The 23,061-nt window shown below is 71.7% G+C and carries 18 protein-coding genes; 8 read left to right on the forward strand and 10 right to left on the reverse strand.

What is annotated here, in order from left to right; genetic code table 11:
- Window positions 1–32: 32 nt before the first annotated feature.
- The 4 genes from P0Y31_RS11715 to P0Y31_RS11730 are packed head-to-tail and all read right to left on the reverse strand — an operon-like array spanning window position 33 to window position 2,913.
- The gene (locus P0Y31_RS11715; RefSeq protein ID WP_275869538.1) at window positions 33–689 is read right to left on the reverse strand and encodes an acyltransferase; all 657 of its coding nucleotides are present in this window, start codon (window positions 687–689) and stop codon (window positions 33–35) included.
- A 21-nt stretch (window positions 690–710) separates the two neighbouring features.
- The gene (locus P0Y31_RS11720; protein ID WP_275869540.1) at window positions 711–1,646 is read right to left on the reverse strand and encodes a class I SAM-dependent methyltransferase; all 936 of its coding nucleotides are present in this window, start codon (window positions 1,644–1,646) and stop codon (window positions 711–713) included.
- A gap of 2 nt (window positions 1,647–1,648) precedes the next feature.
- Entirely contained in the window at window positions 1,649–2,428 is a 780-nt protein-coding gene (locus P0Y31_RS11725) for an enoyl-CoA hydratase-related protein (RefSeq protein ID WP_275869542.1), read from the reverse strand.
- Window positions 2,425–2,913 (reverse strand): hypothetical protein, encoded by a 489-nt coding sequence (locus P0Y31_RS11730; RefSeq protein WP_275809456.1) that lies wholly within the window; start codon window positions 2,911–2,913, stop codon window positions 2,425–2,427. Before P0Y31_RS11730 ends, P0Y31_RS11725 begins: the two co-directional genes overlap by 4 nt.
- 35 nt (window positions 2,914–2,948) lie before the next feature.
- Here P0Y31_RS11730 and glgX point away from each other — a divergent pair, with 35 nt between their 5' ends.
- Window positions 2,949–5,087, forward strand: coding sequence for a glycogen debranching protein GlgX (glgX, locus tag P0Y31_RS11735; RefSeq protein WP_275869544.1), 2,139 nt, complete (start codon window positions 2,949–2,951; stop codon window positions 5,085–5,087).
- Between the two features lie 91 nt (window positions 5,088–5,178).
- Here the strand turns inward: glgX and glgP are convergent, their stop codons facing one another.
- Window positions 5,179–7,758: an alpha-glucan family phosphorylase gene (glgP, locus tag P0Y31_RS11740; RefSeq protein WP_275869546.1), complete on the reverse strand. Its 2,580-nt coding sequence runs from the start codon at window positions 7,756–7,758 to the stop codon at window positions 5,179–5,181.
- A 208-nt stretch (window positions 7,759–7,966) separates the two neighbouring features.
- Between glgP and P0Y31_RS11745 the strand changes: the two genes are divergently transcribed.
- From P0Y31_RS11745 to pgm, 5 genes are all read left to right on the forward strand, one after another.
- On the forward strand, window positions 7,967–10,018 hold the full coding sequence (locus tag P0Y31_RS11745; protein ID WP_275869852.1) for an alpha-1,4-glucan--maltose-1-phosphate maltosyltransferase: 2,052 nt from the start codon (window positions 7,967–7,969) through the stop codon (window positions 10,016–10,018).
- Between the two features lie 6 nt (window positions 10,019–10,024).
- Window positions 10,025–11,731 carry a maltose alpha-D-glucosyltransferase gene (gene treS, locus P0Y31_RS11750; RefSeq protein ID WP_275869548.1) on the forward strand — a complete coding sequence of 569 codons (1,707 nt, stop codon included), beginning with the start codon at window positions 10,025–10,027 and terminating at the stop codon, window positions 11,729–11,731.
- Window positions 11,724–13,157: an aminoglycoside phosphotransferase gene (locus P0Y31_RS11755; protein ID WP_275869551.1), complete on the forward strand. Its 1,434-nt coding sequence runs from the start codon at window positions 11,724–11,726 to the stop codon at window positions 13,155–13,157. Before treS ends, P0Y31_RS11755 begins: the two co-directional genes overlap by 8 nt.
- Window positions 13,158–13,399: 242 nt before the next feature.
- Window positions 13,400–15,628 (forward strand): 1,4-alpha-glucan branching protein GlgB, encoded by a 2,229-nt coding sequence (gene glgB, locus P0Y31_RS11760; protein WP_275869853.1) that lies wholly within the window; start codon window positions 13,400–13,402, stop codon window positions 15,626–15,628.
- Window position 15,629: 1 nt separating this feature from the next.
- Window positions 15,630–17,279 (forward strand): phosphoglucomutase (alpha-D-glucose-1,6-bisphosphate-dependent), encoded by a 1,650-nt coding sequence (gene pgm, locus P0Y31_RS11765; RefSeq protein ID WP_275869553.1) that lies wholly within the window; start codon window positions 15,630–15,632, stop codon window positions 17,277–17,279.
- Here pgm and P0Y31_RS11770 read toward each other — a convergent pair.
- Entirely contained in the window at window positions 17,276–17,692 is a 417-nt protein-coding gene (locus P0Y31_RS11770; RefSeq protein ID WP_275869556.1) for a hypothetical protein, read from the reverse strand. The genes pgm and P0Y31_RS11770 overlap by 4 nt on opposite strands.
- A 55-nt stretch (window positions 17,693–17,747) precedes the next feature.
- Here P0Y31_RS11770 and P0Y31_RS11775 point away from each other — a divergent pair, with 55 nt between their 5' ends.
- Window positions 17,748–17,918, forward strand: a complete 171-nt coding sequence (locus P0Y31_RS11775; RefSeq protein ID WP_275869558.1) for a hypothetical protein — start codon at window positions 17,748–17,750, stop codon at window positions 17,916–17,918.
- Here P0Y31_RS11775 and P0Y31_RS11780 read toward each other — a convergent pair whose 3' ends face one another.
- The 4 genes from P0Y31_RS11780 to P0Y31_RS11795 form a co-directional block, all read right to left on the reverse strand.
- Window positions 17,919–19,232: a hypothetical protein gene (locus P0Y31_RS11780; RefSeq protein ID WP_275869559.1), complete on the reverse strand. Its 1,314-nt coding sequence runs from the start codon at window positions 19,230–19,232 to the stop codon at window positions 17,919–17,921.
- Window positions 19,233–19,372: 140 nt separating this feature from the next.
- Window positions 19,373–20,353, reverse strand: a complete 981-nt coding sequence (locus tag P0Y31_RS11785; RefSeq protein ID WP_275869561.1) for a tetratricopeptide repeat protein — start codon at window positions 20,351–20,353, stop codon at window positions 19,373–19,375.
- Window positions 20,354–20,387: 34 nt separating this feature from the next.
- The gene (locus tag P0Y31_RS11790) at window positions 20,388–21,416 is read right to left on the reverse strand and encodes a hypothetical protein (RefSeq protein ID WP_275869563.1); all 1,029 of its coding nucleotides are present in this window, start codon (window positions 21,414–21,416) and stop codon (window positions 20,388–20,390) included.
- Entirely contained in the window at window positions 21,413–22,180 is a 768-nt protein-coding gene (locus P0Y31_RS11795) for a hypothetical protein (protein ID WP_275869565.1), read from the reverse strand. Before P0Y31_RS11795 ends, P0Y31_RS11790 begins: the two co-directional genes overlap by 4 nt.
- Window positions 22,181–22,319: 139 nt before the next feature.
- Here P0Y31_RS11795 and P0Y31_RS11800 point away from each other — a divergent pair, with 139 nt between their 5' ends.
- The gene (locus tag P0Y31_RS11800; protein WP_275869567.1) at window positions 22,320–22,976 is read left to right on the forward strand and encodes a TetR/AcrR family transcriptional regulator; all 657 of its coding nucleotides are present in this window, start codon (window positions 22,320–22,322) and stop codon (window positions 22,974–22,976) included.
- Window positions 22,977–23,061: the final 85 nt, after the last annotated feature.

Consider the following 23,061-nt stretch of genomic DNA (forward strand, 5'->3'; position numbering starts at 1 on the left):
GCCCCTGCCGCCCCTGCCGCAAGGTTCGGGGCTCAGGTCCGGGTCCTGACGACCTTCCCGGGCGCCCCCGCCACGATGGACCGCGGCGGGTAGACCCCGCGCGCCACGGCTGAGGCGGCCACCACCGACTGGGCGCCGAGGTCGGTCCCCCGGGTCACGACGACCTTGGTGCCCAGCCACACGTCGTCGCCGATGCGCACGGGCGACTTCACGATGCCCTGGTCCTTGATGGGCTGCTCGAGCGACTCCGTCTTGTGGTCGAAGTCGCAGATGTACACGTCGTCGCCGAACAGGCAGGCGCGGCCGACATCGATGTCGAGCCAGCAGTTGATGGTGTTGCGGATGCCGATCACGGACTTGGACCCGATGCGCAGGGTGCCCTCGTGCGCCCGGACGCGGGCATGGGCGCCGAAGTGGGTGTAGGCGCCGACGATGATGCGGGCGTAGCCCTCCCGCACCTCGAAACGGACGTCGGGGCCGATGAAGACCGGCCCCTCGAACCGCAGCGACGGGTAGCGCAGGCTGGCTCGCGCCATGCGCAGGTAGCTGGCGAGGTGGTGCCTCGTGTAGGCGCGGTTGGACAGCGCCCAGCCCACCCAGCGCAGCCAGGCCGCCGGGCGCGGCAGCCGGGCAGAGGGCCGGCGCGGCTCGTCGTGGTCGCGCGGCGAGACGTCGGCAGCCCTGGCCATGGTCACAGCCACGGACCCGTGTCAGCCGGGCTTCACGCCGGTGATGCCGACGTTGTAGTAGAGCTGCTCGGGGACCACCGTGGACAGCAGCCGGTCGAGCGCCGAGAGGCGCTTCCACGAGCCGTAGGCGAACATCGCCCAGCTCCACCCGAGCGCTCCCGGCCGCACGGCGGCCTCGAAGGTGCGCACCGGCCACCCGAACAGCGCGGCCGTCAGCTCCTCGGTCTGCGTGCGCACGTCGACGGCACCGGCGCGAAGCGCGGTGCGGCTGAGGGCTGCCGGGTCGAACGTGTGCAGGTCGACGACGGCCTCGAGCGCGGCCGCGCGGGACGACTCGTCGAGCTGCTCCCGCTCCCTGGCCCACCTCCCGCGCAGCGGCGGGAGGTGCGTGACGGCGGTGGTGGCCTTCCACGTCAGGCGACCGAGGCGCCTGGCGTACCAGTCCCCCACGCGCGTCGGTTCCCCGGCGATGACGAAGCGGCCGCCGGGCTTGAGCACGCGGAGGACCTCGCGCAGCGCCTGCTCCACGTCGGGGATGTGGTGGATGACGGCGTGCCCCACGACAATGTCAAAGGTGTTGTCGTCGTAGGGAATCCGCTCGGCGTCGGCGACGCGGCCCTCGACGCTGAAGCCCAGCTTCCCGGCGTTCGCCTTCGCGGCCTCCACCATGCCGGGCGACAGGTCGGTGACGTGCACCTCGTCGAGGATGCCGGCCTGGCGCAGGTTCAGCGAGAAGAAGCCGGTGCCTGCGCCGAGCTCGAGGGCCGTGCCGTACGGCGCCGACGGGAGCTCGCCCACGACCGCCTCAAAGCGGTCACGGGCGTAGTCGATACAGCGCTCGTCGAAGGAGATCGACCACTTCTCGTCGTAGGTCCGCGCCTCCCAGTCATGGTAGAGCACCTGCGCGAGCTTGTTGTCCTCGTAGGCCCTGCTGACCTCAGCCGCCGACGCACCCATCGCTAGGCGCCCTCGAACTTCGCCTTGCCCGGCCCGTTCTCGACGAAGGACCGCATGCCGATCTCCCGGTCCTTCGTGGCGAACAGGGAGGCGAACTGCATGCTCTCGATCTCGAGGCCGGTGTCGAGGTCGACCTCGAGCCCCCGGTCGACGGCCTCCTTGGCCGCCCGCAGGGCGAGGGCGGGCCCCCCGACGTACTGCTCGACGCGGGCCCGCGCCGCGGCATACACGTCGTCGGCCTCGACCACCTCGTCGACCAGGCCCATCGCGAGCGCCTCGTCGGCGGAGACGAACCGGCCGGAGAACACGAGGTCCTTGGCCTTCGCCGGTCCGACGAGGCGCGACAGGCGCTGGGTGCCGCCTGCACCCGGGATGACGCCGAGCAGGATCTCGGGCTGACCCAGCTTGGCGTTGCGGGCGGCCACGCGGAAGTCGCACGTGAGGGCCAGCTCGCAGCCACCGCCGAGGGCGTAGCCGGTGATGGCCGCCACCGTGGGCTTGGGGATGCGGGCGACCGCGGCGAACGCGGACTGCAGCCGGCGGGAGTGGAAGACCATGTCGGAGTACGACATGGTCTCCATCTCCTTGATGTCGGCGCCGGCGGCGAAGACCTTCTCGCCGCCGTAGACGATGGCGGCGCTGATGTCGCGACGCTCGGTGACCTCCCGGGCCGCCTCGCGGAGGGCCTCCTGGATCTCCACGTTGAGCGCGTTCATCGGCGGTCGCTTGAGGAGGATGGTGGCGATGCCGCCGTCGACCTCCACCGACAGCAGCTCGCTCATGCGGGGTCGCCCTCCGGCGCCGGCTGGCCGGAGCCGGGGCCACCACCCTCGCCGCCGCCGAGGATGCGCTCGTGCCACATCTGCACGCCCGCCAGGACCAGCTGGATCGTCACGCCGACCAGGGCGGTGAGGTCGGACTCGGGGCTGACGACGTGCTCGCCCGTGACGACGAGCGTGCCGTTGGCGATGCCGGTCTTGACGATGTTGAGCTGCAGGGTGATGTCGTTGCAGGTCTGCAGGCGCAGCAGCGGGTCGGACGGCACGGCGTCACCGATCGCCCACTGGCCGAAGACGCGCATGATCTGGAAGTCGCCCTCGGTGCAGCGGACGAACAGCTGCTGGTCCTGGACCGTGAAGGCCACGTCGCCGTCGGAGTCGATGTCCGGGTTCAGCCCCTGGTCGATGAGCACGTCGAGGACGCGGCCCCGGAGCGGGTGCTCGTCCGGCGGCGGGGGGAAGTTCGGCAGCGAGGTGGGATCGGTCATAGGTGCAACCGTAACCACTGCCTAGGCTGAGGGCCATGTCGCACCCCCCACGCCCCGTGCGCCATCTCCCGCCGCCTCTGGGCATGACGCTGGTCGACGGCGGCGCCGAGTTCGCGGTCTATGCGGGGCACGCCACCTCCGTGCAGGTCTGCCTCTTCGAGGAGGGCGACTTCGACGGCGTCACCGAGCGCCGGATCCCCCTCACCGAGCACGTCCACGGCATCTGGCACGGCTTCCTCGAGGGGGTCCGCCCGGGCCAGCGGTACGCCCTGCGCGCGGACGGGCCGTGGAACCCCTCCGAGGGCCTGCGCTACAACAGCGCCAAGCTGCTCCTCGACCCCTACGCCCGCGCCATCGAGGGCGACGTCGTGTGGCTGCCGCCGGTCTTCGGCCACCGCGTCGACGGCTCGCTCACCGGTGACGACGAGGTGCCGGGCACCGACGACAGCGCCGCCTTCGTGCCCCGCTGCGTGGTCGTCGAGGACCACTTCGACTGGGGCGGCGACGTCCGCCCCAACCACTCGCCGGCGGACTCGGTCATCTACGAGACGCACGTCCGCAGCCTCACCCGGCTGCACCCCGAGGTGCCCGAGCCCCTGCGGGGCACGTATGCCGGGATGTGCCACCCCGCGGTGCTGCGTCACCTCGCGGACCTCGGCGTCACCGCGGTGGAGCTGCTGCCCGTGCACGCCTTCACCACCGAGCCGGAGCTCGCCCGGCGCGGTGCGACGAACTACTGGGGGTACAACACCCTCGGGTTCTTCGCCCCGCACGCCGCCTACGCCGCGGCCAGCGAGCCGCAGCGGGTGCTCGACGAGTTCAAGGGCATGGTCAAGGCGTTCCACGCCGCCGGGATCGAGGTCATCCTCGACGTGGTCTACAACCACACGGCGGAGCAGTCCCGGCGCGGCGCGACCCTGTCGTGGCGGGGCCTGGACAACCGCGCCTACTACCGGCTCGACGAGCGCGGCCACGACGTCGACGTCACGGGCTGCGGCAACACCCTGGACCTGCGGCACGCCATGGTGTGCCGGATGGTGCTCGACTCGCTGCGCTACTGGGTGCAGGAGTGCCACGTCGACGGCTTCCGCTTCGACCTCGCCGTCGCCCTTGGCCGCGGTCGGAACGACGACTACGACCCCGACCACCCCTTCCTCGTCGCCCTGCGCACCGACCCGGTGCTGTCCCAGGTGAAGCTCATCGCCGAGCCGTGGGACGTCGGCCTGCACGGCTGGCGCACCGGCCAGTTCCCGCCGCCGTTCTCCGAGTGGAACGACCGGTTCCGCGACACCGCCCGCACGTTCTGGCTCCAGGACGTGGCGGCGGTCAAGGCCGGCCACCAGGGCCACGGGGTCCAGGAGCTGGCGACGCGCATGGCGGGGTCACAGGACCTCTTCGGCGCCAGGGACCGGGCACCGACCGCCTCGGTCAACTTCGTCACGGCCCACGACGGGTTCACCCTCGCCGACCTGACCCGCTACGACGTCAAGCACAACGAGGCCAACGGGGAGCACAACCACGACGGCCACGGCGACAACCGGTCGTGGAACCACGGCACTGAGGGCCCCTGCGAGGCCCTGGAGGCGGTGCGGCGCCGCTCGATGCGCAACCTGATGGCCACGACGCTGCTGGCCACCGGGGTCCCCATGCTGGGCGGCGGCGACGAGCTGGGCCGCACGCAGGGCGGCAACAACAACGCCTACTGCCAGGACAACGCCATCTCGTGGGTCGACTGGGACCTCGCCCCGTGGCAGGAGGACCTGCTCGCGACCACCGCGTTCCTGTCACGGCTGCGGCGTGAGTACCCGGCCCTGCGCCAGCGCACGTTCTTCACCGGTCGCGAGGTGCACGAGGACGGGTCGACCGACCTGGCGTGGTTCGACGCCGAGGGCGACCCGATGCGCGGTCCTGCGTGGGAGGACCGCGCCACCCGCACCCTGCAGATGCTGCTCAACGGCGCCTGGATCGGCCACCGCTCCGTGCTCGTCGTCATGCACGGTGGGGCCGAGGACACCAAGGTGCGCCTGCCCGACGTGCCCGGTCTCACGGCCTACGAGCTCTTGTGGGACAGCGCGCTCGAGCGCCCGGGGCCACCCGGCACGCCGACTCCGCCGGGAGCGGTCCCCGTGACCGCGGCGAGCCTGCAGGTCTACCGCGCCGCGGACCCCACCTGACCCACGCCCGGGCAGGACCGGGCCGCGGACGACGAGGGCCCCGCACCGGCGACCGGTGCGGGGCCCTCGTGCTGAGGCGGGCTGGCTCTGCTCAGGCGTTGGCGACCAGGCCGAGCTCGCTCGTGCTCGCCAGTCCCTTGTGCTTCGGCAGGATGCGCACGGTGTAGCCGAACGACCCCGTCCGGGAGAGGGCGAAGTCCCCGGCGAACTGGTGGCGCCCGCCCTCGTAGGACTCGACGAAGTCCAGCGACTCCATCTCGACGTCGGTGAGGTCGTCCGAGTCCTGCGCGTGGCCGTGGACGACCTGCACGTCGACCTCGTCGGGCGAGAGGCCGTCGAGGGAGACGTAGGCACGCACGTGCAGGGTCTCCCCCACCTGCGGGGAGTCCGAGACGCCCGAGGACTCCACGTGGTCGACGCGCACGCCCTCCCACGCGCCCCGCACGCGGCCCTTGTAGGCCGCGAGCTCGCGGGCACCGTCGAACGACGGGCCGTTCAGGGCCCAGCCGGCGCGGGCCGCGGGGCCGTAGAGCGTCGTGGTGTAGTCGCGCACCATCCGGCTCGCGAGGACCTTCGGGCCCAGCGTCGAGAGGGTGTGCGTGATCATCGAGACCCAGTTCTGCGGCAGGCCGTCGGCGTCGCGGTCGTAGAAGCGCGGCGCCACCGAGTTCTCGATGAGGTCGTAGAGCGCGGCCGCCTCGAGGTCGTCACGCCGGTTGGCGTCCTCGACGCCGTCCGCGGTCGGGATGGCCCAGCCGTTCTCGCCGTCGAACCACTCGTCCCACCAGCCGTCGAGGATGGAGAGGTTCAGGCCACCGTTGAGGGCCGCCTTCATGCCGGACGTGCCGCACGCCTCGAACGGGCGCAGCGGGTTGTTGAGCCAGACGTCGCAGCCCGGGTAGAGGTACTGCGCCATCGCGATGTCGTAGTTCGGCAGGAACACGATGCGGTGGCGGATCTCCGGGTCGTCGGCGAAGCGCACCATCTGCTGGATGAGCTGCTTGCCGGTCTCGTCGGCCGGGTGCGACTTGCCGGCGATGACGAGCTGGATCGGGCGTTCCGGGTCGAGCAGGAGCCGCTTGAGCCGCTGCGGGTCGCGCAGCATGAGGGTGAGCCGCTTGTAGGTCGGCACGCGCCGGGCGAAGCCGATGGTCAGCACGTCGGGGTCGAGCACGTCCTCGACCCAGCCGAGCTCGGCCGGGCTCGCGCCGCGCTTCTTCCACGACGAGCGCACCCGGCGGCGCGCCTCGAGCACCAGCTGCTCCCGCAGCTCGCGCTTGGTGGCCCAGATCGCGTCGCGCGGCACCTCGTGCACGCGCTCCCAGGCGTTCTCGCGCTCGAGGTCGGAGGTGCCGATGTACTTGTCGGCGAGCTCGTAGACCTTGCGGTCGACCCAGGTGCCGGCGTGCACGCCGTTGGTGATGCTCGTGATCGGCACCTCGCTGTCGTCGAACCCCGGCCAGAGGCCGTCGAACATCTCGCGGCTGACCACGCCGTGCAGCTGGGAGACGCCGTTGGCGCGCTGGGCCAGGCGCAGGCCCATGACCGCCATGTTGAAGATGCCCGCCTCTCCACCGGGGTAGTCCTCGGCGCCGAGGGTGAGCAGCCGGTCGACCGGCACGCCCTCGACTGCCTGCTCGCCGCCGAAGTGCAGCTCGATGAGCTCGGTGGTGAACCGGTCGATGCCGGCCGGGACCGGGGTGTGGGTGGTGAACACCGTGGCGGCACGCACCGCCTCGAGCGCCTCGTCGAAGGAGAGGCCGTGCGCGGCCGTGAGCTCGTGGATGCGCTCGACGCCGAGGAACCCGGCGTGGCCCTCGTTGGTGTGGTAGACGTCCGGGGCCGGGTCGCCGGTCAGGCGCGCCCACAGGCGCAGCGCGCGGACACCGCCCATGCCGAGCAGCATCTCCTGCTGGAGGCGCTGCTCGCCGCCGCCGCCGTAGAGCCGGTTGGTGACGTTGCGGGCGGCCTCGTCGTTCTCGGGGACGTCGGAGTCGAGCAGGAGCAGGGGCACGCGGCCGACCTGGGCCCGCCACACGTGGGCGTGCAGGTCACGCCCGCCGGGCAGGCGCAGCGTGATGACGGCGGGGGTGCCGTCCTCCTCGCGCAGGAGCGAGATCGGCAGGCCGTCGGGGTCGAGGACGGGGTAGGTCTCCTGCTGCCAGCCGTCACGGTTGAGGCTCTGCTTGAAGTACCCGGTCTTGTAGAACAGGCCGACGCCGACGATCGGGACGCCGAGGTCGGAGGCGGTCTTGAGGTGGTCGCCGGCCAGGATGCCGAGGCCACCGGAGTACTGCGGCAGCACCTCGGTGATGCCGAACTCGGGGCTGAAGTAGGCGATCGCCTTCGGTGCCCCGCCCTCGACCTGCTCGGCCCAGGCCTGGTACCAGCGCGGCTCGGAGAGGTAGGTGTCGAGGTCGGCCTTGGCGGAGTTGACCGCACCGACGAACTCGGAGTCGGCCGCGAGGTCGGCCAGCTCCTGGGGGGACAGGGCGGACAGGAGACGGACGGGGTCCTTGCGCACCTTCTGCCAGCGCTGGGGGTCGATCCGCTCGAAGAGATCCCGCGTCGGGGGGTGCCAGGACCACCGGAGGTTGCTGGCGAGATCCCCGAGCGCGGCGATGGGCTCGGGCAGGACGGTGCGGACACTGAAGCGACGGATGGCCTTCACGACGCGGGATCATACGCCCTGCCATGACGGTTTCTTGCAGATCTTTCAAAGAACTTTCACAGCCGCCCCACCCGCCTCGCGCGCCCGCCGGGGTCACGTGCCCAGCAGGTGGTCCACCCACCTGCGGGAACGTGCAATCACCTGCAAAACCGGTAGCGTCGGGCGCGTGACTGCGACCCCTCCAGCAACCACACCCGCCTCGCCGGACGTGACCAGCTCCGGCACCCGCCCGTCCGGCCAGCAGCCTCCCCGCTCAGTCCCCCCGCAGACCCCGATCGGCCGCATCCCCGTGCAGGACGTGCGGCCGGTCGTCGACCACGGGGCCAGGCCCGCGAAGTCCGTGGTGGACGAGGTCTTCACCGTGACCGCCACCGTCTTCCGCGAGGGCCACGACGCCGTCAACGCCTCCGTGGTGATCGTCGACCCCGCAGGACGCGAGTGCGTGCTGCCGATGCGCTGCACCAACGAGGGCCTGAACCACTGGGAGGCCGACGTCGCGGCCGACGCCCCGGGCCTGTGGTCCTACCGGGTCGAGGGCTGGTCCGACCCGTACGGCACCTGGGAGCACGACGCGACCATCAAGGTCAACGCCGACGTCGACACCGAGCTCATGCTCGAGGAGGGTGCCCGCGTGCTCGAGCGGGCGCTCGAGGAGGTGCAGCGCACGCCCGAGCAGGCCCAGCCGCTGCGTGACGCCGTCACCGGCCTGCGCGACGCCCGGCGCCCGGCGCAGGCCCGGCTGCACGCGGGCATCGACCCCCTGGTCCACGCCGAGCTCGCCGCCCGCCCGCTGCGCGACTACGTGAGCCCCTCCCCGACCTACCCGCTGCTCGTCGAGCGCGAGCGCGCGCTCTACGGCGCGTGGTACGAGATCTTCCCGCGGTCCGAGGGGGCGAGGTTCGACCCGAAGACCGGCCGGTGGACGAGCGGCACCCTGCGCACGGCTGCGCAGCGCCTGCCGGCCATCGCCGGCATGGGCTTCGACGTCGTCTACCTGACCCCGATCCACCCGATCGGCACGACAGCGCGCAAGGGGCCCAACAACACCCTCGACGCCGGCCCCGACGACCCCGGCAGCCCCTACGCCATCGGCTCCCCCGACGGCGGCCACGACGCCATCCACCCGGACCTCGGCACCTTCGAGGACTTCGACCTCTTCGTGGCCGAGGCGCAGCGCCAGGGCCTGGAGGTCGCGCTCGACATCGCGCTGCAGTGCTCCCCCGACCACCCCTACGTCACCTCGCACCCCGAGTGGTTCACCACCCGCGCCGACGGCACCATCGCGTATGCCGAGAACCCGCCGAAGAAGTACCAGGACATCTACCCGCTGAACTTCGACAACGACCCGCAGGGGTCCTACGCGGAGATGCGCCGGATGGTCCAGGTCTGGATCGACCACGGCGTGAAGATCTTCCGCGTCGACAACCCGCACACCAAGCCGGTCGAGTTCTGGCAGTGGATCATCCAGGACGTCGCCAAGGACCACCCCGACGTCATCTGGCTGTCGGAGGCGTTCACGAAGCCGGCGATGATGCACACCCTGGCCAAGGTGGGCTTCCAGCAGTCCTACACGTACTACGCCTGGCGCAACCAGAAGTGGGAGCTCGAGGAGTACTGCCGCGAGCTGGCCGGCGACGCCGCGGCATACATGCGCCCGTCCTTCTGGCCGACCACGCACGACATCCTCACCCCCTACATGCAGTTCGGCGGCCCCACCGCCTGGAAGCTGCGCGCCGCCCTGGCGGCGATGCTCGTGCCGACCTACGGCATCTACGCCGGCTACGAGCTCGTCGAGCACGTGGCCCGGCCCGGCGTCGAGGAGCAGATCGACAACGAGAAGTACCAGTACAAGGACCGCCGGTGGCAGGACTACGAGCCGGGCGGGCCCAAGGAGGGCCAATCCCTCGCGCCGTACCTCACGCGGCTCAACGAGATCCGCAAGGCGCACCCGGCCCTGCACTGGCTGCGCAACCTGGTCTTCCACCACGTCGACGACGCCAACATCATGGCCTTCTCGAAGCGTCGCACCCTGCCCGACGGGAGCGAGGACGTCATCGTGGTCGTCGCCAACCTCGACCCGCACAGCACGCGGGAGTCCACCGTGCACCTGAACATGCCGGCGCTCGGCTTCGACTACGGCGACACGTTCGCGGCGCACGACCTCATCACGGATGAGTCCTGGCACTGGGGGGAGCACAACTACGTCCGGCTGGGCCCAGCCGGGGAGCCCGTCCACGTCCTCGCGATCCGGAGGTTCTAGCCAGTCATGCAGGGTCTCAACCTGTCCCAGCCCGGGCTCAAGCACGACACCGAGTGGTTCAAGACCGCCGTGTTCTACGAGGTGCTCGTGCGCGCCTTCGGCGACTCCAACGGCAGCGGGTCCGGCGACTTCACCGGCCTGATCAACCGGCTCGACTACCTCCAGTGGCTCGGCGTGGACTGCCTGTGGCTGCCGCCGTTCTACGCCTCGCCGCTGCGCGACGGCGGCTACGACATCGCCGACTACACCGCCGTGCTGCCCGAGTTCGGCACCCTCCCCGACTTCCAGGAGCTGGTGTCGCAGGCCCACGCCCGCGGCATCCGGGTCGTCACCGACCTGGTGATGAACCACACCAGCGACCAGCACCCGTGGTTCCAGGCCTCCCGCGCCGAGCCGGACGGCCCCTACGGCGACTTCTACGTGTGGTCCGACAGCGACGAGGGCTACCCGGACGCGCGGATCATCTTCATCGACACCGAGGTCTCGAACTGGACGTTCGACCCGGTGCGCCGGCAGTTCTTCTGGCACCGCTTCTTCTCCCACCAGCCGGACCTCAACTTCGAGAACCCGGCCGTGCAGGAGGCGATGTTCGACGTCGTCCGGTTCTGGATGGACATGGGCATCGACGGCTTCCGGCTCGACGCGGTCCCCTACCTCTACGAGGAGGAGGGCACCAACTGCGAGAACCTGCCCCGGACGCACGAGTTCCTCGCCAAGCTGCGCGAGATGGTCGACCGCGAGTACCCCGGGCGCATCCTGCTCGCCGAGGCCAACCAGCCGCCGGCCGAGGTCGTCGACTACTTCGGCACCGAGGAGGCGCCGGAGTGCCAGATGTGCTTCCACTTCCCGGTGATGCCGCGGCTCTACTACGCGCTGCGCGAGGAGAAGGCGTCGCCGATCATCGACGTCCTCGCCGACACCCCGCCCATCCCCAAGGGCACCCAGTGGGGCACGTTCCTGCGCAACCACGACGAGCTCACCCTCGAGATGGTCACGCCCGAGGAGCGGGCGGCGATGTACGGCTGGTACGCCCCCGACCCGCGGATGCGGGCCAACGTCGGAATCCGCCGCCGCCTGGCGCCGCTGCTGGACAACAGCCGCCCCGAGATCGAGCTGATCCACGCGCTGGTGCTGTCGCTGCCGGGCTCGCCCTGCCTCTACTACGGCGACGAGATCGGCATGGGCGACAACATCTGGCTCAACGACCGTGACGCGGTCCGCACGCCGATGCAGTGGACGCCCGACCGCAACAGTGGCTTCTCCGTGGCCGAGCCCGGCAAGCTCTACCTGCCGGTGATCTCCTCGCTCGTCTACCACTACAACAACGTCAACGTCGAGGCCCAGATGGCGCACAGCTCCTCGCTGCTGCACTGGGTCCGCGCCATGCTCGGCGTGCGCCGGCAGCACCCCGTCTTCGGCCTCGGCGACTTCGAGGTCTGCCCGTCCGACAACGACGCCATCCTGTCGTTCGTGCGCATCCACGAGCCCGACGACGGCTCGGCCGGCGACGCCGTGCTGTGCGTCAACAACCTGTCGTCGCGACCGCAGGCCACCGAGATCCGGCTGCCCGAGCAGTTCAAGGGCGCCCAGCTCGTCGACCTGTTCGGCGGCACGGGTTTCCCCAAGGTCACCGACGACGGCACGACCACCCTGACGCTCGGCTCGAGGGACTTCTTCTGGCTGCGCCTCGACACTGGTGCCGCTCGTGGCTGAGATCCACCAGGCGACCCTGGAGCCGACGAAGCTCGAGCTGCTCCCCGAGTGGATGGCCCAGCAGCGCTGGTATGCCGCCAAGGGCCGCGTCCCGAGGCTGCGTCGCCTGTGGTCGTGGCGGCTCGACGACCCGGCGGGCGAGGTGGGCATCGAGACCCTCCTCGTGGTGGACGAGTCCGGTCCCGAGCCGGTCGTCTACCAGGTGCCCCTCACCTACCGGGGCGCCCCGCTCGAGGGCGCCCACCACGCGCTGGTCGGCACGACGGAGCACAGCGTGCTCGGCCGGCGCTGGGTCTACGACGCCCCCCACGACCCCGTCTACGCCCGAGCGCTGCTCGAGCTGGTGCTCGGTCGCGCCGAGCCGCAGGCGGGCTCGGTCTCCCACACGCCCGAGCCGGCCGTGGTGGGGACGCCGCACCCCTCGTGGACCGCGCAGACGACGGTGCGCCAGACCCGGGTGCTCACCGGTGAACAGTCGAACACGTCGGTCATCTACGACTGCGTGGACGAGGACGGCGCGTCAAAGCCGTTGATCCTCAAGGTGTTCCGCACGCTCCAGTCGGGCGATAACCCCGACGTGGTCGTGCAGGGCGCGCTGGCCGAGGCCGGCACCGAGCGCGTCCCGGGCATGGTCGGCAGCATCAGCGCCACGTGGCCGGCGACGGTGGAAGGTGAGCCCGAGGCGCACGGCCACCTCGCGTTCGCGCAGGAGTTCTACCCCGGCACCGAGGACGCCTGGCGCGTCGCCCTGCGTGCCGTCGCCGCGGGCCACGACTTCAGCGACGAGGCCCGCGACCTCGGTGCCGCCACGGCCGAGGTGCACGCCCTGCTCGCCCGGGCCCTGCCCACCGAGCCGGTCTCCCCCGAGGCCGTCGCGCAGACCATCGCCAGCATGCGCTCGCGCTACGTCGCCGCGGCTTCCGAGGTGCCCGCCATCGCGGCCTACGACCAGGAGATCGCCGAGGTCTTCGACCGAGCGGCCCGGGCGCCCTGGCCGGTGCTGCAGCGCATCCACGGCGATTACCACCTCGGGCAGGTGCTCCAGGTGCCCGGTCGCGGCTGGGTGCTGCTCGACTTCGAGGGCGAACCCCTGCGGCCGCTGGCCGAGCGGGTCAGCCCCGACCTCACCGTGCGCGACATCGCCGGCATGCTCCGCTCGTTCGACTACGCCGCCGGCTCGTGGGAGCAGTCCCACCCCGACGGCTCCGCACGCGAGTGGGCCGAGGCCACCCAGGCGGCCTTCCTCGACGGGTATGCCGCGGCCGCCGGGCGGGACCCGCGCGAGGACGCCGACCTGCTGGCAGCCTTCCAGCTGGACAAGGCGCTGTACGAAGTGGTCTACGAGGCCCGCAACCGACCCACATGGCTGACGATCCCCACCGACGCCGTGGTCCGACTTCTCGACGAGGCCAGGAAGGCAACCTGATGAGCCCGATGCTGCCCAAGCGACCGAAGAAGGCCAAGCCGGAGGACGCGAGCTCCACCGAGCCCACGCCGCAGGGCACCGAGCCCGCGAACGAGACGGTCTCGCCCGAGGACGTCCTGCCTCCGCTCGGCGGGACCTCGGCCGCCGACGAGCCGCCCGCCCCGACCCCCGCGGACGCCGTGCAGGACGCGCCAAGCGACCCGGAGCCGCGGCAGGACCAGCCCGCTCCCGCACCGCCGGACATGTCGGGGGCGATCGAGGCCCTCGCGACCGGGCGGCACCAGCAGCCGCACGACCTGCTCGGCCAGCACCTCGAGCACGGCGGGCTGCGCCTGCGGGTGTTCCGCCCCATGGCGCGCAGCGTCGCCGTCCAGTTCGAGGACGGCGAGCGGCTCGACCTGCACCACGAGGCGCACGGCGTCTGGACCGCGGTCCGTGAGGGCTGCGACCGCACCCTGGACTACCGCGTCCACGTCGCCTACGACGACGGCATCGAGCACGAGCAGGACGACCCCTACCGCTTCGCGCCCACCCTCGGCGAGGTCGACCGGCACCTGATCGGCGAGGGCCGCCACGAGCAGCTCTGGACCGTGCTCGGCGCCCACGTGCGCGAGTACGACGGCCCGCTGGGCGCTGTGCGCGGCACCTCGTTCGCCGTCTGGGCGCCCCACGCCCGCGCGGTCCACGTCGTCGGCGACTTCAACGGCTGGGACGCGATCCGCCACCCGATGCGCCTCCTCGGCGAGTCGGGCGTCTGGGAGCTGTTCATCCCGGGCGTCGGCGAGGGCACGCGCTACAAGTACGAGATCCGCGGCTCCGACGACGTCGTGCGGTCCAAGGCCGACCCCATGGCCCAGGCTGCCGAGGTGCCGCCGGCGACCGGCTCCGTCGTGACCCGCTCGCAGTACGAGTGGGGCGACGACGCCTGGATGGAGCGACGCCGGGCCAACGACTCCCACAGCGGTCCGATGAGTATCTACGAGGTCCACCTGGGCTCCTGGCGCAAGGGGCACAGCTACCGAGACCTAGCGGAGCACCTGGTCAACTACGTCTCCGACCTCGGCTTCACCCACGTGGAGTTCATGCCGGTCATGGAGCACCCCTACGGCCCGTCCTGGGGCTACCAGGTCACCGGTTACTACGCCCCCACGGCCCGCTTCGGCACGCCCGACGACTTCCGCTACCTCGTCGACCGGCTCCACCAGGCCGGCATCGGCGTCATCCTCGACTGGGTGCCCGCGCACTTCCCGCGCGACGCCTGGGCGCTGGCCAAGTTCGACGGACAGGCGCTCTACGAGCACCCGGACCCGCGCCGCGGCGACCAGCCCGACTGGGGCACCCACATCTTCGACTTCGGCCGCATGCAGGTGCGCAACTTCCTCGTCGCCAACGCGATCTACTGGCTCGAGGAGTTCCACATCGACGGCCTGCGGGTCGACGCGGTGGCGTCGATGCTCTACCTCGACTACTCCCGCGAGGAAGGGCAGTGGCTGCCCAACCAGTACGGCGGCCGCGAGAACCTCGAGGCGATCGGCCTGCTGCAGGAGACCAACGCCACCACCTACAAGCGGGTGCCCGGCATCGTCACCGTGGCCGAGGAGTCGACCTCGTGGCCCGGTGTCACGAAGCCGACCGACGCCGGCGGCCTCGGCTTCGGCCTGAAGTGGAACATGGGCTGGATGAACGACACCCTGCGCTACATCGGGCAGGACCCCGTCCACCGGCAGTACCACCACAACCTGCTGACCTTCTCGCTCATGTACGCCTACAGCGAGAACTACGTGCTGCCCATCAGCCACGACGAGGTCGTCCACGGCAAGGGCTCGCTGCTGCGCAAGATCCCGGGCAGCCGCTACGACCAGCTCGCCACCCTGCGCGCCTACCTCGCCTACATCTGGAGCCACCCCGGCAAGCAGCTGCTCTTCATGGGCAGCGAGTTCGCCCAGGAGGCCGAGTGGGCCGACGGCCGCGAGCTCGACTGGTGGCTGCTCGACCACCCGGCTCACTACCGGGTCCACAACCTGGTCAAGGAGCTCAACCGCGTCTACCGGTCCAACCCCGCCCTGTGGGCGCTGGACTCCTCGCCGGCCGGCTTCGAGTGGCTCAACGCCGACGACAACGCCGGAAACACGTTCTCCTACCTGCGTTTCGGCACCGAGGATCGGCAGACCGGCCCCGTCGTGGCGGTCGCGGTCAACTTCAACGGCATGGCGCGCGAGAGCCTGCGGCTCGGGGTCCCGCGCCCCGGTCGCTGGAAGGTCGTCCTCGACACCAGCGGCTATGACGAGTTCGGCACCCCCAGCCAGGCCGACACCGTCCTCGAGGCGCAGCAGCAGCCGTGGGACAACCAGCCCTGGTCCGTCGAGGTGCGGGTGGCGGCCCTGTCGGCCGTGTGGCTGGCCCCGGTCGCCGAGCCGGCCCTCCCCGGGTCGGCGCAGGATCAGGACGCGCTGACCACCGGGGAGGGCTGACATGTCCGATGCAGCGTCACGCGCCGGGCAGCCGGCCCAGCCGTCCGACCTGGTGGACATCGCCCACCTCGTCACCGCCTACTACACGCTGACCCCCGACCCGGAGGACGTCGACCAGCAGGTCGCCTTCGGCACCTCGGGCCACCGCGGGTCGAGCCTGAGGACCGCGTTCAACGAGGCGCACATCCTGGCGACGACGCAGGCCATCGTCGACTACCGGCGCGAGCAGGGCTACGACGGGCCGCTGTTCGTCGGCCGCGACACCCACGGCCTGTCCGAGCCGGCCTGGGCCTCCGCGCTCGAGGTGCTGGCCGCCAACGACGTCACGGTGCTCGTCGACGACCGCGACGGCTACACGCCGACCCCGGCCGTCTCCCACGCGATCCTCACGGCGAACGGCGGCCGCACCACCGGCTCGGGGCTCGCCGACGGCATCGTCGTCACGCCGTCGCACAACCCGCCGGCCGACGGCGGCTTCAAGTACAACCCGCCGCACGGCGGCCCGGCCGACACCGACGCCACCAAGGCCATCGCCGCGCGCGCCAACGCGCTGATCGCGGGTGGCCTCAAGGACGTGCGCCGGATGCCGTTCAGCCGGGCCCGCGCGCACGCGCAGCCCTACGACTTCCTCGGCACCTACGTCGACGACCTGCCGAACGTGCTGGACCTGGGGCGGATCAAGGACGCCGGGGTGCGGATCGGCGCCGACCCGCTCGGTGGCGCCAGCGTCGCCTACTGGGCCGAGATCGCCGAGCGCCACGGCATCGACCTCACCGTGGTGAACCCGCTCGTCGACCCGACGTGGCGCTTCATGACCCTCGACTGGGACGGCAAGATCCGCATGGACTGCTCGTCCCCCTCGGCCATGGCGTCGCTGATCGACAAGCGCGACCAGTACGACATCGCCACGGGCAACGACGCCGACTCCGACCGGCACGGCATCGTCACGCCCGACGCCGGCCTGATGAACCCCAACCACTTCCTGGCCGTCGCGATCCGCTACCTCTTCGGTGGCGCACGTCCGGGCTGGCCCGCGGGCGCCGCCATCGGCAAGACCCTGGTCTCGTCGTCGATGATCGACCGGGTGGCCGAGGAGGTCGGCGGCCGCCTCGTCGAGGTGCCCGTGGGCTTCAAGTGGTTCGTGCCGGGGCTCCTCGACGGCAGTTTTGGCTTCGGCGGGGAGGAGTCCGCCGGGGCGTCGTTCCTGCGCAGGGACGGCCGGGTCTGGACCACCGACAAGGACGGCATCATCCTCGCCCTCCTCGCCTCGGAGGTCCTCGCCGTCACCGGCAGGACCCCCAGCCAGCACTACGGCGAGCTGACCGCGAAGCACGGCGACCCGGCATACGCGCGCATCGACGCACCGGCGAACCGGGAGCAGAAGGCGAAGCTGGCCGCGCTCTCCCCCGGGGACGTCACCGCCGAGACGCTCGCCGGTGAGCCGATCACGGCCAAGCTCACCGAGGCGCCCGGCAACGGGGCCGCGATCGGCGGCCTGAAGGTGACGACCGAGTCGGCGTGGTTCGCGGCCCGGCCGTCGGGCACCGAGGACGTCTACAAGATCTACGCCGAGTCGTTCCGCGGCCCCGAGCACCTGGCCCAGGTGCAGGCCGAGGCCAGGGAGGTCGTCAGCGCCGCGCTGGGAGGCTAGAGCGTCCAGCCCTTGGCGGCGTAGGCCTCACGACCACGCGCGGTCAGGTCTGCGAGCTCGTCGAACAGGCCGTCGTCGACCCGGGTGAAGTTGAAGCAGGACTTGCCCTGCATGCGCCGGCTCAGGTCGGGCGAGAGCGCGGCGGCGAGGTCGGGCTCGGTGTAGACCGGCATGAGGTAGTAGCTGACGTAGCGCTTCTGCTGCTTCACGCCGGCGAAGAACATCCCGTCCGGGTACTTCTCGTGCGGCGCCCCGAGCAGCATGTAGGAGTCCTCGGGCGAGGGCGCGTCCTCCTTGCGGGAGGTCGGCCGGTTCGCGTCGGTGGGGTTGGTGCTGGCGGTGAACGCGTCCTCGTGGACGGCCAGCCGCCGGCGGAGCTCGGCGAACACCGCGGGCAGGTCTGCTGGGGGCATGCCGCCAGCCTAGCCGCGGCGGAATATAGACCTACGTCAATTGGTTGATCCCTGCATGAGCCGCGAGAACCGAGACCCCAGCACCCCCGCCCGCGCCTTCCCCCGGTCCTCCTCCTCGGGCCCGAACCTGGCCACCCTCGACCAGCTCCGCGCGGTCCGCCGCCGGCGCGCCCTGCCGACGCACGCGCTGCGCCGCCCGGTCGCCGGCGAGAAGGTCGCCTGCTGACTACTCCGCCGGCACGGCAGGGGCAGGGCCCCCGACCGCGGCCTCGTCCGCCGCGGACTCCCCCGCCCCGAGACGCGACCGCTCGTCCCTGAGCCACAGCCGCACCAGGCCGCCGAAGTGCCCTTCGAAGCGGTCCCACTCGTGCGGCGGGTAGGTCTGCTGGATGGTGCTCGTGAGCAGCTTGCGGAAGTCGTCGGAGTCCACCCACTCGAGCACCATCTCGTCGACGTGCGGCAGCGCCGTCGCGCAGAACTCCTGGTAGCGCTCCGTCTCGAAGTAGTCGTCGGCCAGGCGCTGGTAGGCCGCGAGCTTGCCGGCGTAGTGGAGCGAGGCGTCGTCGGCCACCGCGAACCAGGGGCCCGTGTCGACCTGCGTGCGGGGCTTGCGGTCCGTCGCCAGGCAGTAGACCGACCAGCGCAGCAGCGCCTTCATGGCCCACGGGAAGTAGTAGTGCAGTGAGGTGACCGCCACGTCGGGGCAGGCGTTGGCGTAGTCGATCGGGTAGACCACGCCATCCTTGACGAGCATCTCGCAGGAGTTGAACTCCCAGCGGAAGAACGCGTTGACCGTCTGGGCGATGGTGACCGCCTCGGAGCCCACCTGCTCGCTGAGGAAGCCGTGCCGCACGGCATACCGGTTGTGCATCGGCTCGTCCGGCTGGAACTGCATCACCATCGTCTCGGGGCCGATGGTGAGAGCCCGGGCAAAGACCTCGAACCCGTCGACGGCCTTCTGCAGGTGCATGAGCATCTCGCCGGAGTCGTCGTAGGAGCGGTGCAGGTCGTCGCGGTTCCTGATCATCGACACCCCGCGCCAGGCGCCGCCGTCGAACGGCTTCATGAACATCGGGTAGCCGAGGTCGTCGGCGATCCGGTCGAGGTCGAAGCCCTTGTTGTACTTGGCCGACGTGAAGGCCCAGCGGGCGTTGTCGACGGGGTTCTTGTAGGGCACGAGCACCGTCTCCGGCACGTGCATCCCCAGTCGCATCATGGCGCAGTAGGCGGAGTGCTTCTCCATGGACTGGAACGTGAACGGGCTGTTGAGCAGGTAGACGTCGTCCATCAGCGCGACCTTCTTGAGCCACTCGCGCGGGTGGTAGTACCAGTGAGCCAGCCGGTCGATGACCAGGTCGTGCCGAGGCCTGTCGCGCAGGTTGAACGGCTCGATGGTGACCCGCTCCGTGCGCACCTGGTGGGCGCTGCCGTCCGGGGCGCTGACCACTCCCAGGCGGCTCGCCAGCGCCTCGAACGCGGTCGGCCAGTCCCCCTCCGCTCCCAGCAGCAGTCCGATCAGGTGCTCGTGCGTCGCAGGCATGGGGGTCTCCCGTCCGGTGTCAGCCGTCGAGGATCATCCTGTCGCGCCCCAGCATTTCCGCAAGAGATCGGCGGCCGGGGGGGCTCTGAGGTGGGCGTCGGTGACCAGGCGTGGCCTCCGACGCCGGCGCCGCGCCCGCCTCAGAACAGCGCGCTCATGAGCGAGCCGCGCGCCTTGCGCACGCGCTCGTCGTGCGGCCCCACCACCGCGAAGAGCTCGAGCAGGTGCGTGCGCACGCGCTCGCGGTCGTCGCCGCTGGTGGCCTTGACCAGGTCGATCAGGCGCAGGAAGGCGTCCTCGACGTGGCCGCCGAGCAGGTCGAGGTCGGCCACCAGCGTCTGTGCGTCGATGTCGCCCGGGTTGTCTGCGGCGGCCTGGCGGGCCTGCTGGAGGTCGACACCGGCGGTGCGCTGCATGAGCCCCACCTGCGCCAGGCCGAGCTCGGCGTCGGAGTCGGCCGGGTTCTGGGCCAGCGCCTTGCGGTAGGCGTCGGCAGCGGCATCGAGGTCGCCGCGCTCGATCGCGTCGTAGGCCTCCTGGTGCAGCGGCGGCAGCGGCGGCTCCTCCGGCTCGGCGTCGGCGGGCTCGCCGACCTCGATTCGGCCCGTCACGCCGTGCTGGACGGCCAGCGCGAGCAGCTCGTCGATGATCGGGCGGATCTCCTGCTCGCCCTGGACGCCGGCGAAGAGAGGCACGGGCTGCCCCTGCACGAGGCCGATGGTGACCGGCACCGACTGGATCTGGAAGGCGCGCAGCAGGCCGGGGTTGTCGTCGACGTCGACCGAGACGACCTGGAAGCGGCCACCGTAGCTGTTGGCCACCGCGACGACGGTGTCGAGGTAGGACCCCGACTCGGGGAGGCGGGCGGACCAGAGCACCACCACGGCCGGCACGCTGACCGAGCCGCTCAGCACCTCGGAGAAGTTGGCGTCCGTGCCCTGCACCACGAGGTTCGAGCCGGCGGCCCCGGGCCCGCCACCCGCGCGCTGCCCACCGGCCTCGGCGGCACCCGGCGCGCCCGCTCCCGAGCCGGCGGCTCCGGCGCCTCCCCGGGGAGCCTGGAGTCCGGACAGGTCGACCGCGCCCCGCAGGGCGCTGGGGTTGAACGGCTGCTCAGTCATGGGGCCGATTCTGCCGCAGGTCGGACCGGGGTGGTCACTCGCCCTTCGCGGAGACCAGCGTCTCGTCGACGGCGACCAGGCTCGCGGTGCCGGACTTGGGCGGCACGGTGAACACGACGGTCTCGTAGGTGCGCATCTGGGCCTGGTCGTCCAGGGCCTTCTTCCCGATCAGCTTCTGGAAGTCCTCGCTGGGCGTCAGGGACTTGCCGCTGGGCTTCAGGGCGATCGTGTCGGTGCGCTCGAGGAGGCCGAAGACCACTGCTCCCCCGTCCTTGAGCGAGATGGCGACCGTGCTCTCCGGCTGGGGCACGTGCTTCTGCGTCAGCGTCGCCAGCTTCGAGAGGGACTTCGCCTGGGACCTGGCGTTCGCCCGGACCGACTGGGCGAAGACATCCGAGCGGTTGACGTGTGGCGCAGCCGTGGCCTTGGGGTAGCCCAGGCTCGCGGCGTACTCGGCCAGCAGCGCCTCCGGGGTGATCGCCAGGCCCTTGCCAGAGGGGTTCAGCGGCGAGCCCTGGTCGAGGCTGTCGAGGGCAGCCACGCTCGTGCCCGGCTGCATGGGAGCGCTGGATGCCAGCTTGAACGGCTCGGTGGCGCTCTCGGAGACCAGCAGGTTGAGGGCGGTCCTGCCGTCCTCACGGCTGCTCTGCACGAGCATGACGCGCGGCCACGCGTTCCCACGCGAGATGCCGAGCACCTTCGGCGCCTCCGGCTTGGTGACCGGCTCGGTGGCGGTGGAGCCTGCCCTGGCGAGGCGGCTGTCGGCGTTGGCGACGGTGAGCGCGGCGCCGGTGAGCGCCTTGGCCCGCAGCTCCTTGGCCTGGGCGCCCGACGCCTCCCGGGCGCGGGCGGCGTCGGTCAGCACGCGGGCCGCGATGGCCTCGGCGGACTCCGCGCTGACCGGCGCGGTGTCACCCACCTCGCGGGGCGCGTCCTGCACCCCGACGAGGGCGTCGCCGACGCCGCATCCGGCGAGCGCGAGCGTGGTCAGGGCGCCGGCAGTCAGGCCGGCCACTGCACGGCGCGTCGGCCGCTGGGAAGCGATGCGGTTCAGGGGTTTCATGGGCGTCCCTCCTCGGAGGTGGGGCGGGCGGCTGCGGTCGGGGCGTCCGGCAGTACGGCGGTCGGGGCGTCCGGCAGTACGGCAGTCGGGGCGTCCGGCCGGTCCGCGGTCGGGGCAGGGGCGTCGGGCCGGGCATGCTCAGCGGCTCCGCTCCGCCGGCGTGCGGAGCCCGGCTGCCACAGGAACCCGACACCCGCCGCGGTCATGAGCAGCCCGAGCAGCAGTGCTGTGAGGGCCTCCACCGACCAGGCCTGCCGCTCCCACTCGACGGTGAGCTCGGCGAGGTCGGCGGGCTTGCCCGACGCGGTCGCGATGACGACGGCCTCGGGCGCGTCCTCCTGCCGCACCTCCATGCCGGCGCTGCCCTTGCCGCTGGCCTGCTGGCGCCACACGTCCGCGGAGGCCAGCTCCGGGGCGGACCCCGAACCCCGCTGCCCGGTCTCGAGCTGCCAGCCACCGACCGAGACGCCGGTGACGGAGGTGGCCGCGGCCTTGCCCGCGAGGGAGGCGGCATCGCTCGGGGTGCCGCGGCCGATCCAGACCTCGCCCCCGTCCTTCGCCCGGGCGGTGATGGACACCGGGCTGTCGACGCGGTTGAGCACGGCGGGGTCGAGCACGACGATGCGGCTGCTGGAGGGCGTGGCCGTGAAAGTGGCCGTGCCGGAGAGACCGAGGTGCGCGAGGAGCCACAGGCCGACACCGGCCAGCACGAGGCCCGCGGCGGTCAGCACGCCCAGCGCGGCCCGCTTGGACACTGGTGACACTGCAGGTTGCTTCCTTACGTGAGAGGGCCGGCCGCCATGCAGGTGGGGGCGGTCGGCATCCCTCCACCATGACCCAGACCGCGCCGGAGGGCCAAATCGCGGCCCTCGTTTGCGTGCGGCTGGTGGCATCATCGGCGGGATGACGTCACGTGAGCCCTCTTCCCGCGCCCGGCGCCCGGGCCGCCCCCGCGAGGCGGCGACCGAGCACGCCATCACGCGTGCGGCGCGCGACCTGCTCGCGGAGCAGGGGCTCGGGGGGCTCACCATGGAGCAGGTCGCCGCGCGGGCGGGCGTGGCCAAGACCACCGTCTACCGGCGCTGGCCCTCGAAGGTGGAGCTGGCCGTGCACGCCGTCGCGGTGACCTTCGACACCATCGACACCGCCGACCGCGGCTCGCTCGCCGCCGACATGCGGGCGGGCATCGAGGAGGCGGCGCGGCTGCTGCGCGACCCCTCGACCGGCGGTGCGTATGCCGCCCTGCTGGCCGAGTCGGCCCGCGACCCCGAGGGGGTGGGCACCGTCGTGCGCGCCCAGCTCTCGACCCGGCTGCACGCCCTGGTGGCGACATCGGTCGAGCGCGCCGTCGCCCGCGGCGAGATCCGGCCCGAGATGGCCGACGTCGACCTGCTCGCCGACGTCGTGGTCGGGGCGGTGCTGCACCGGTCGCTGGCCACCGGGGTCCCGGATGAAGCGTTCGTCGACGGGCTCATCGAGCTGCTCGCCGACGTGGCCTACGCCCGGCTGCTCCTCGCGAAGCGGCAGGCCACCAACCCGCTGCGGCCCCCGGTGAGCTGACTCGGGGCGCATCCGGCGCGAGGTGACCCCGCGGCATACCCCTGCCCTTTGCTTCGCCGAGATGGACCTCAGCCCCACGACACGC

Origin of the sequence: Knoellia sp. 3-2P3 (assembly GCF_029223115.1) — a bacterium.
In the GTDB taxonomy this organism is placed as follows: Bacteria; Actinomycetota; Actinomycetes; order Actinomycetales; family Dermatophilaceae; genus Pedococcus_A.

What these genes read in the sequence shown, in the direction of transcription:
- P0Y31_RS11715 (WP_275869538.1), bottom strand. Translation starts at nt 689, where the DNA reads ATGGCCAGGGCTGCCGACGTCTCGCCGCGCGACCACGACGAGCCGCGC.
- glgB (WP_275869853.1), top strand. Translation starts at nt 13,400, where the DNA reads ATGTCGGGGGCGATCGAGGCCCTCGCGACCGGGCGGCACCAGCAGCCG.
- P0Y31_RS11720 (WP_275869540.1), bottom strand. Translation starts at nt 1,646, where the DNA reads ATGGGTGCGTCGGCGGCTGAGGTCAGCAGGGCCTACGAGGACAACAAG.
- P0Y31_RS11770 (WP_275869556.1), bottom strand. Translation starts at nt 17,692, where the DNA reads ATGCCCCCAGCAGACCTGCCCGCGGTGTTCGCCGAGCTCCGCCGGCGG.
- P0Y31_RS11790 (WP_275869563.1), bottom strand. Translation starts at nt 21,416, where the DNA reads ATGAAACCCCTGAACCGCATCGCTTCCCAGCGGCCGACGCGCCGTGCA.
- treS (WP_275869548.1), top strand. Translation starts at nt 10,025, where the DNA reads ATGCAGGGTCTCAACCTGTCCCAGCCCGGGCTCAAGCACGACACCGAG.
- pgm (WP_275869553.1), top strand. Translation starts at nt 15,630, where the DNA reads ATGTCCGATGCAGCGTCACGCGCCGGGCAGCCGGCCCAGCCGTCCGAC.
- glgX (WP_275869544.1), top strand. Translation starts at nt 2,949, where the DNA reads ATGTCGCACCCCCCACGCCCCGTGCGCCATCTCCCGCCGCCTCTGGGC.
- P0Y31_RS11780 (WP_275869559.1), bottom strand. Translation starts at nt 19,232, where the DNA reads ATGCCTGCGACGCACGAGCACCTGATCGGACTGCTGCTGGGAGCGGAG.
- P0Y31_RS11800 (WP_275869567.1), top strand. Translation starts at nt 22,320, where the DNA reads ATGACGTCACGTGAGCCCTCTTCCCGCGCCCGGCGCCCGGGCCGCCCC.
- P0Y31_RS11730 (WP_275809456.1), bottom strand. Translation starts at nt 2,913, where the DNA reads ATGACCGATCCCACCTCGCTGCCGAACTTCCCCCCGCCGCCGGACGAG.
- P0Y31_RS11725 (WP_275869542.1), bottom strand. Translation starts at nt 2,428, where the DNA reads ATGAGCGAGCTGCTGTCGGTGGAGGTCGACGGCGGCATCGCCACCATC.
- P0Y31_RS11775 (WP_275869558.1), top strand. Translation starts at nt 17,748, where the DNA reads ATGAGCCGCGAGAACCGAGACCCCAGCACCCCCGCCCGCGCCTTCCCC.
- P0Y31_RS11785 (WP_275869561.1), bottom strand. Translation starts at nt 20,353, where the DNA reads ATGACTGAGCAGCCGTTCAACCCCAGCGCCCTGCGGGGCGCGGTCGAC.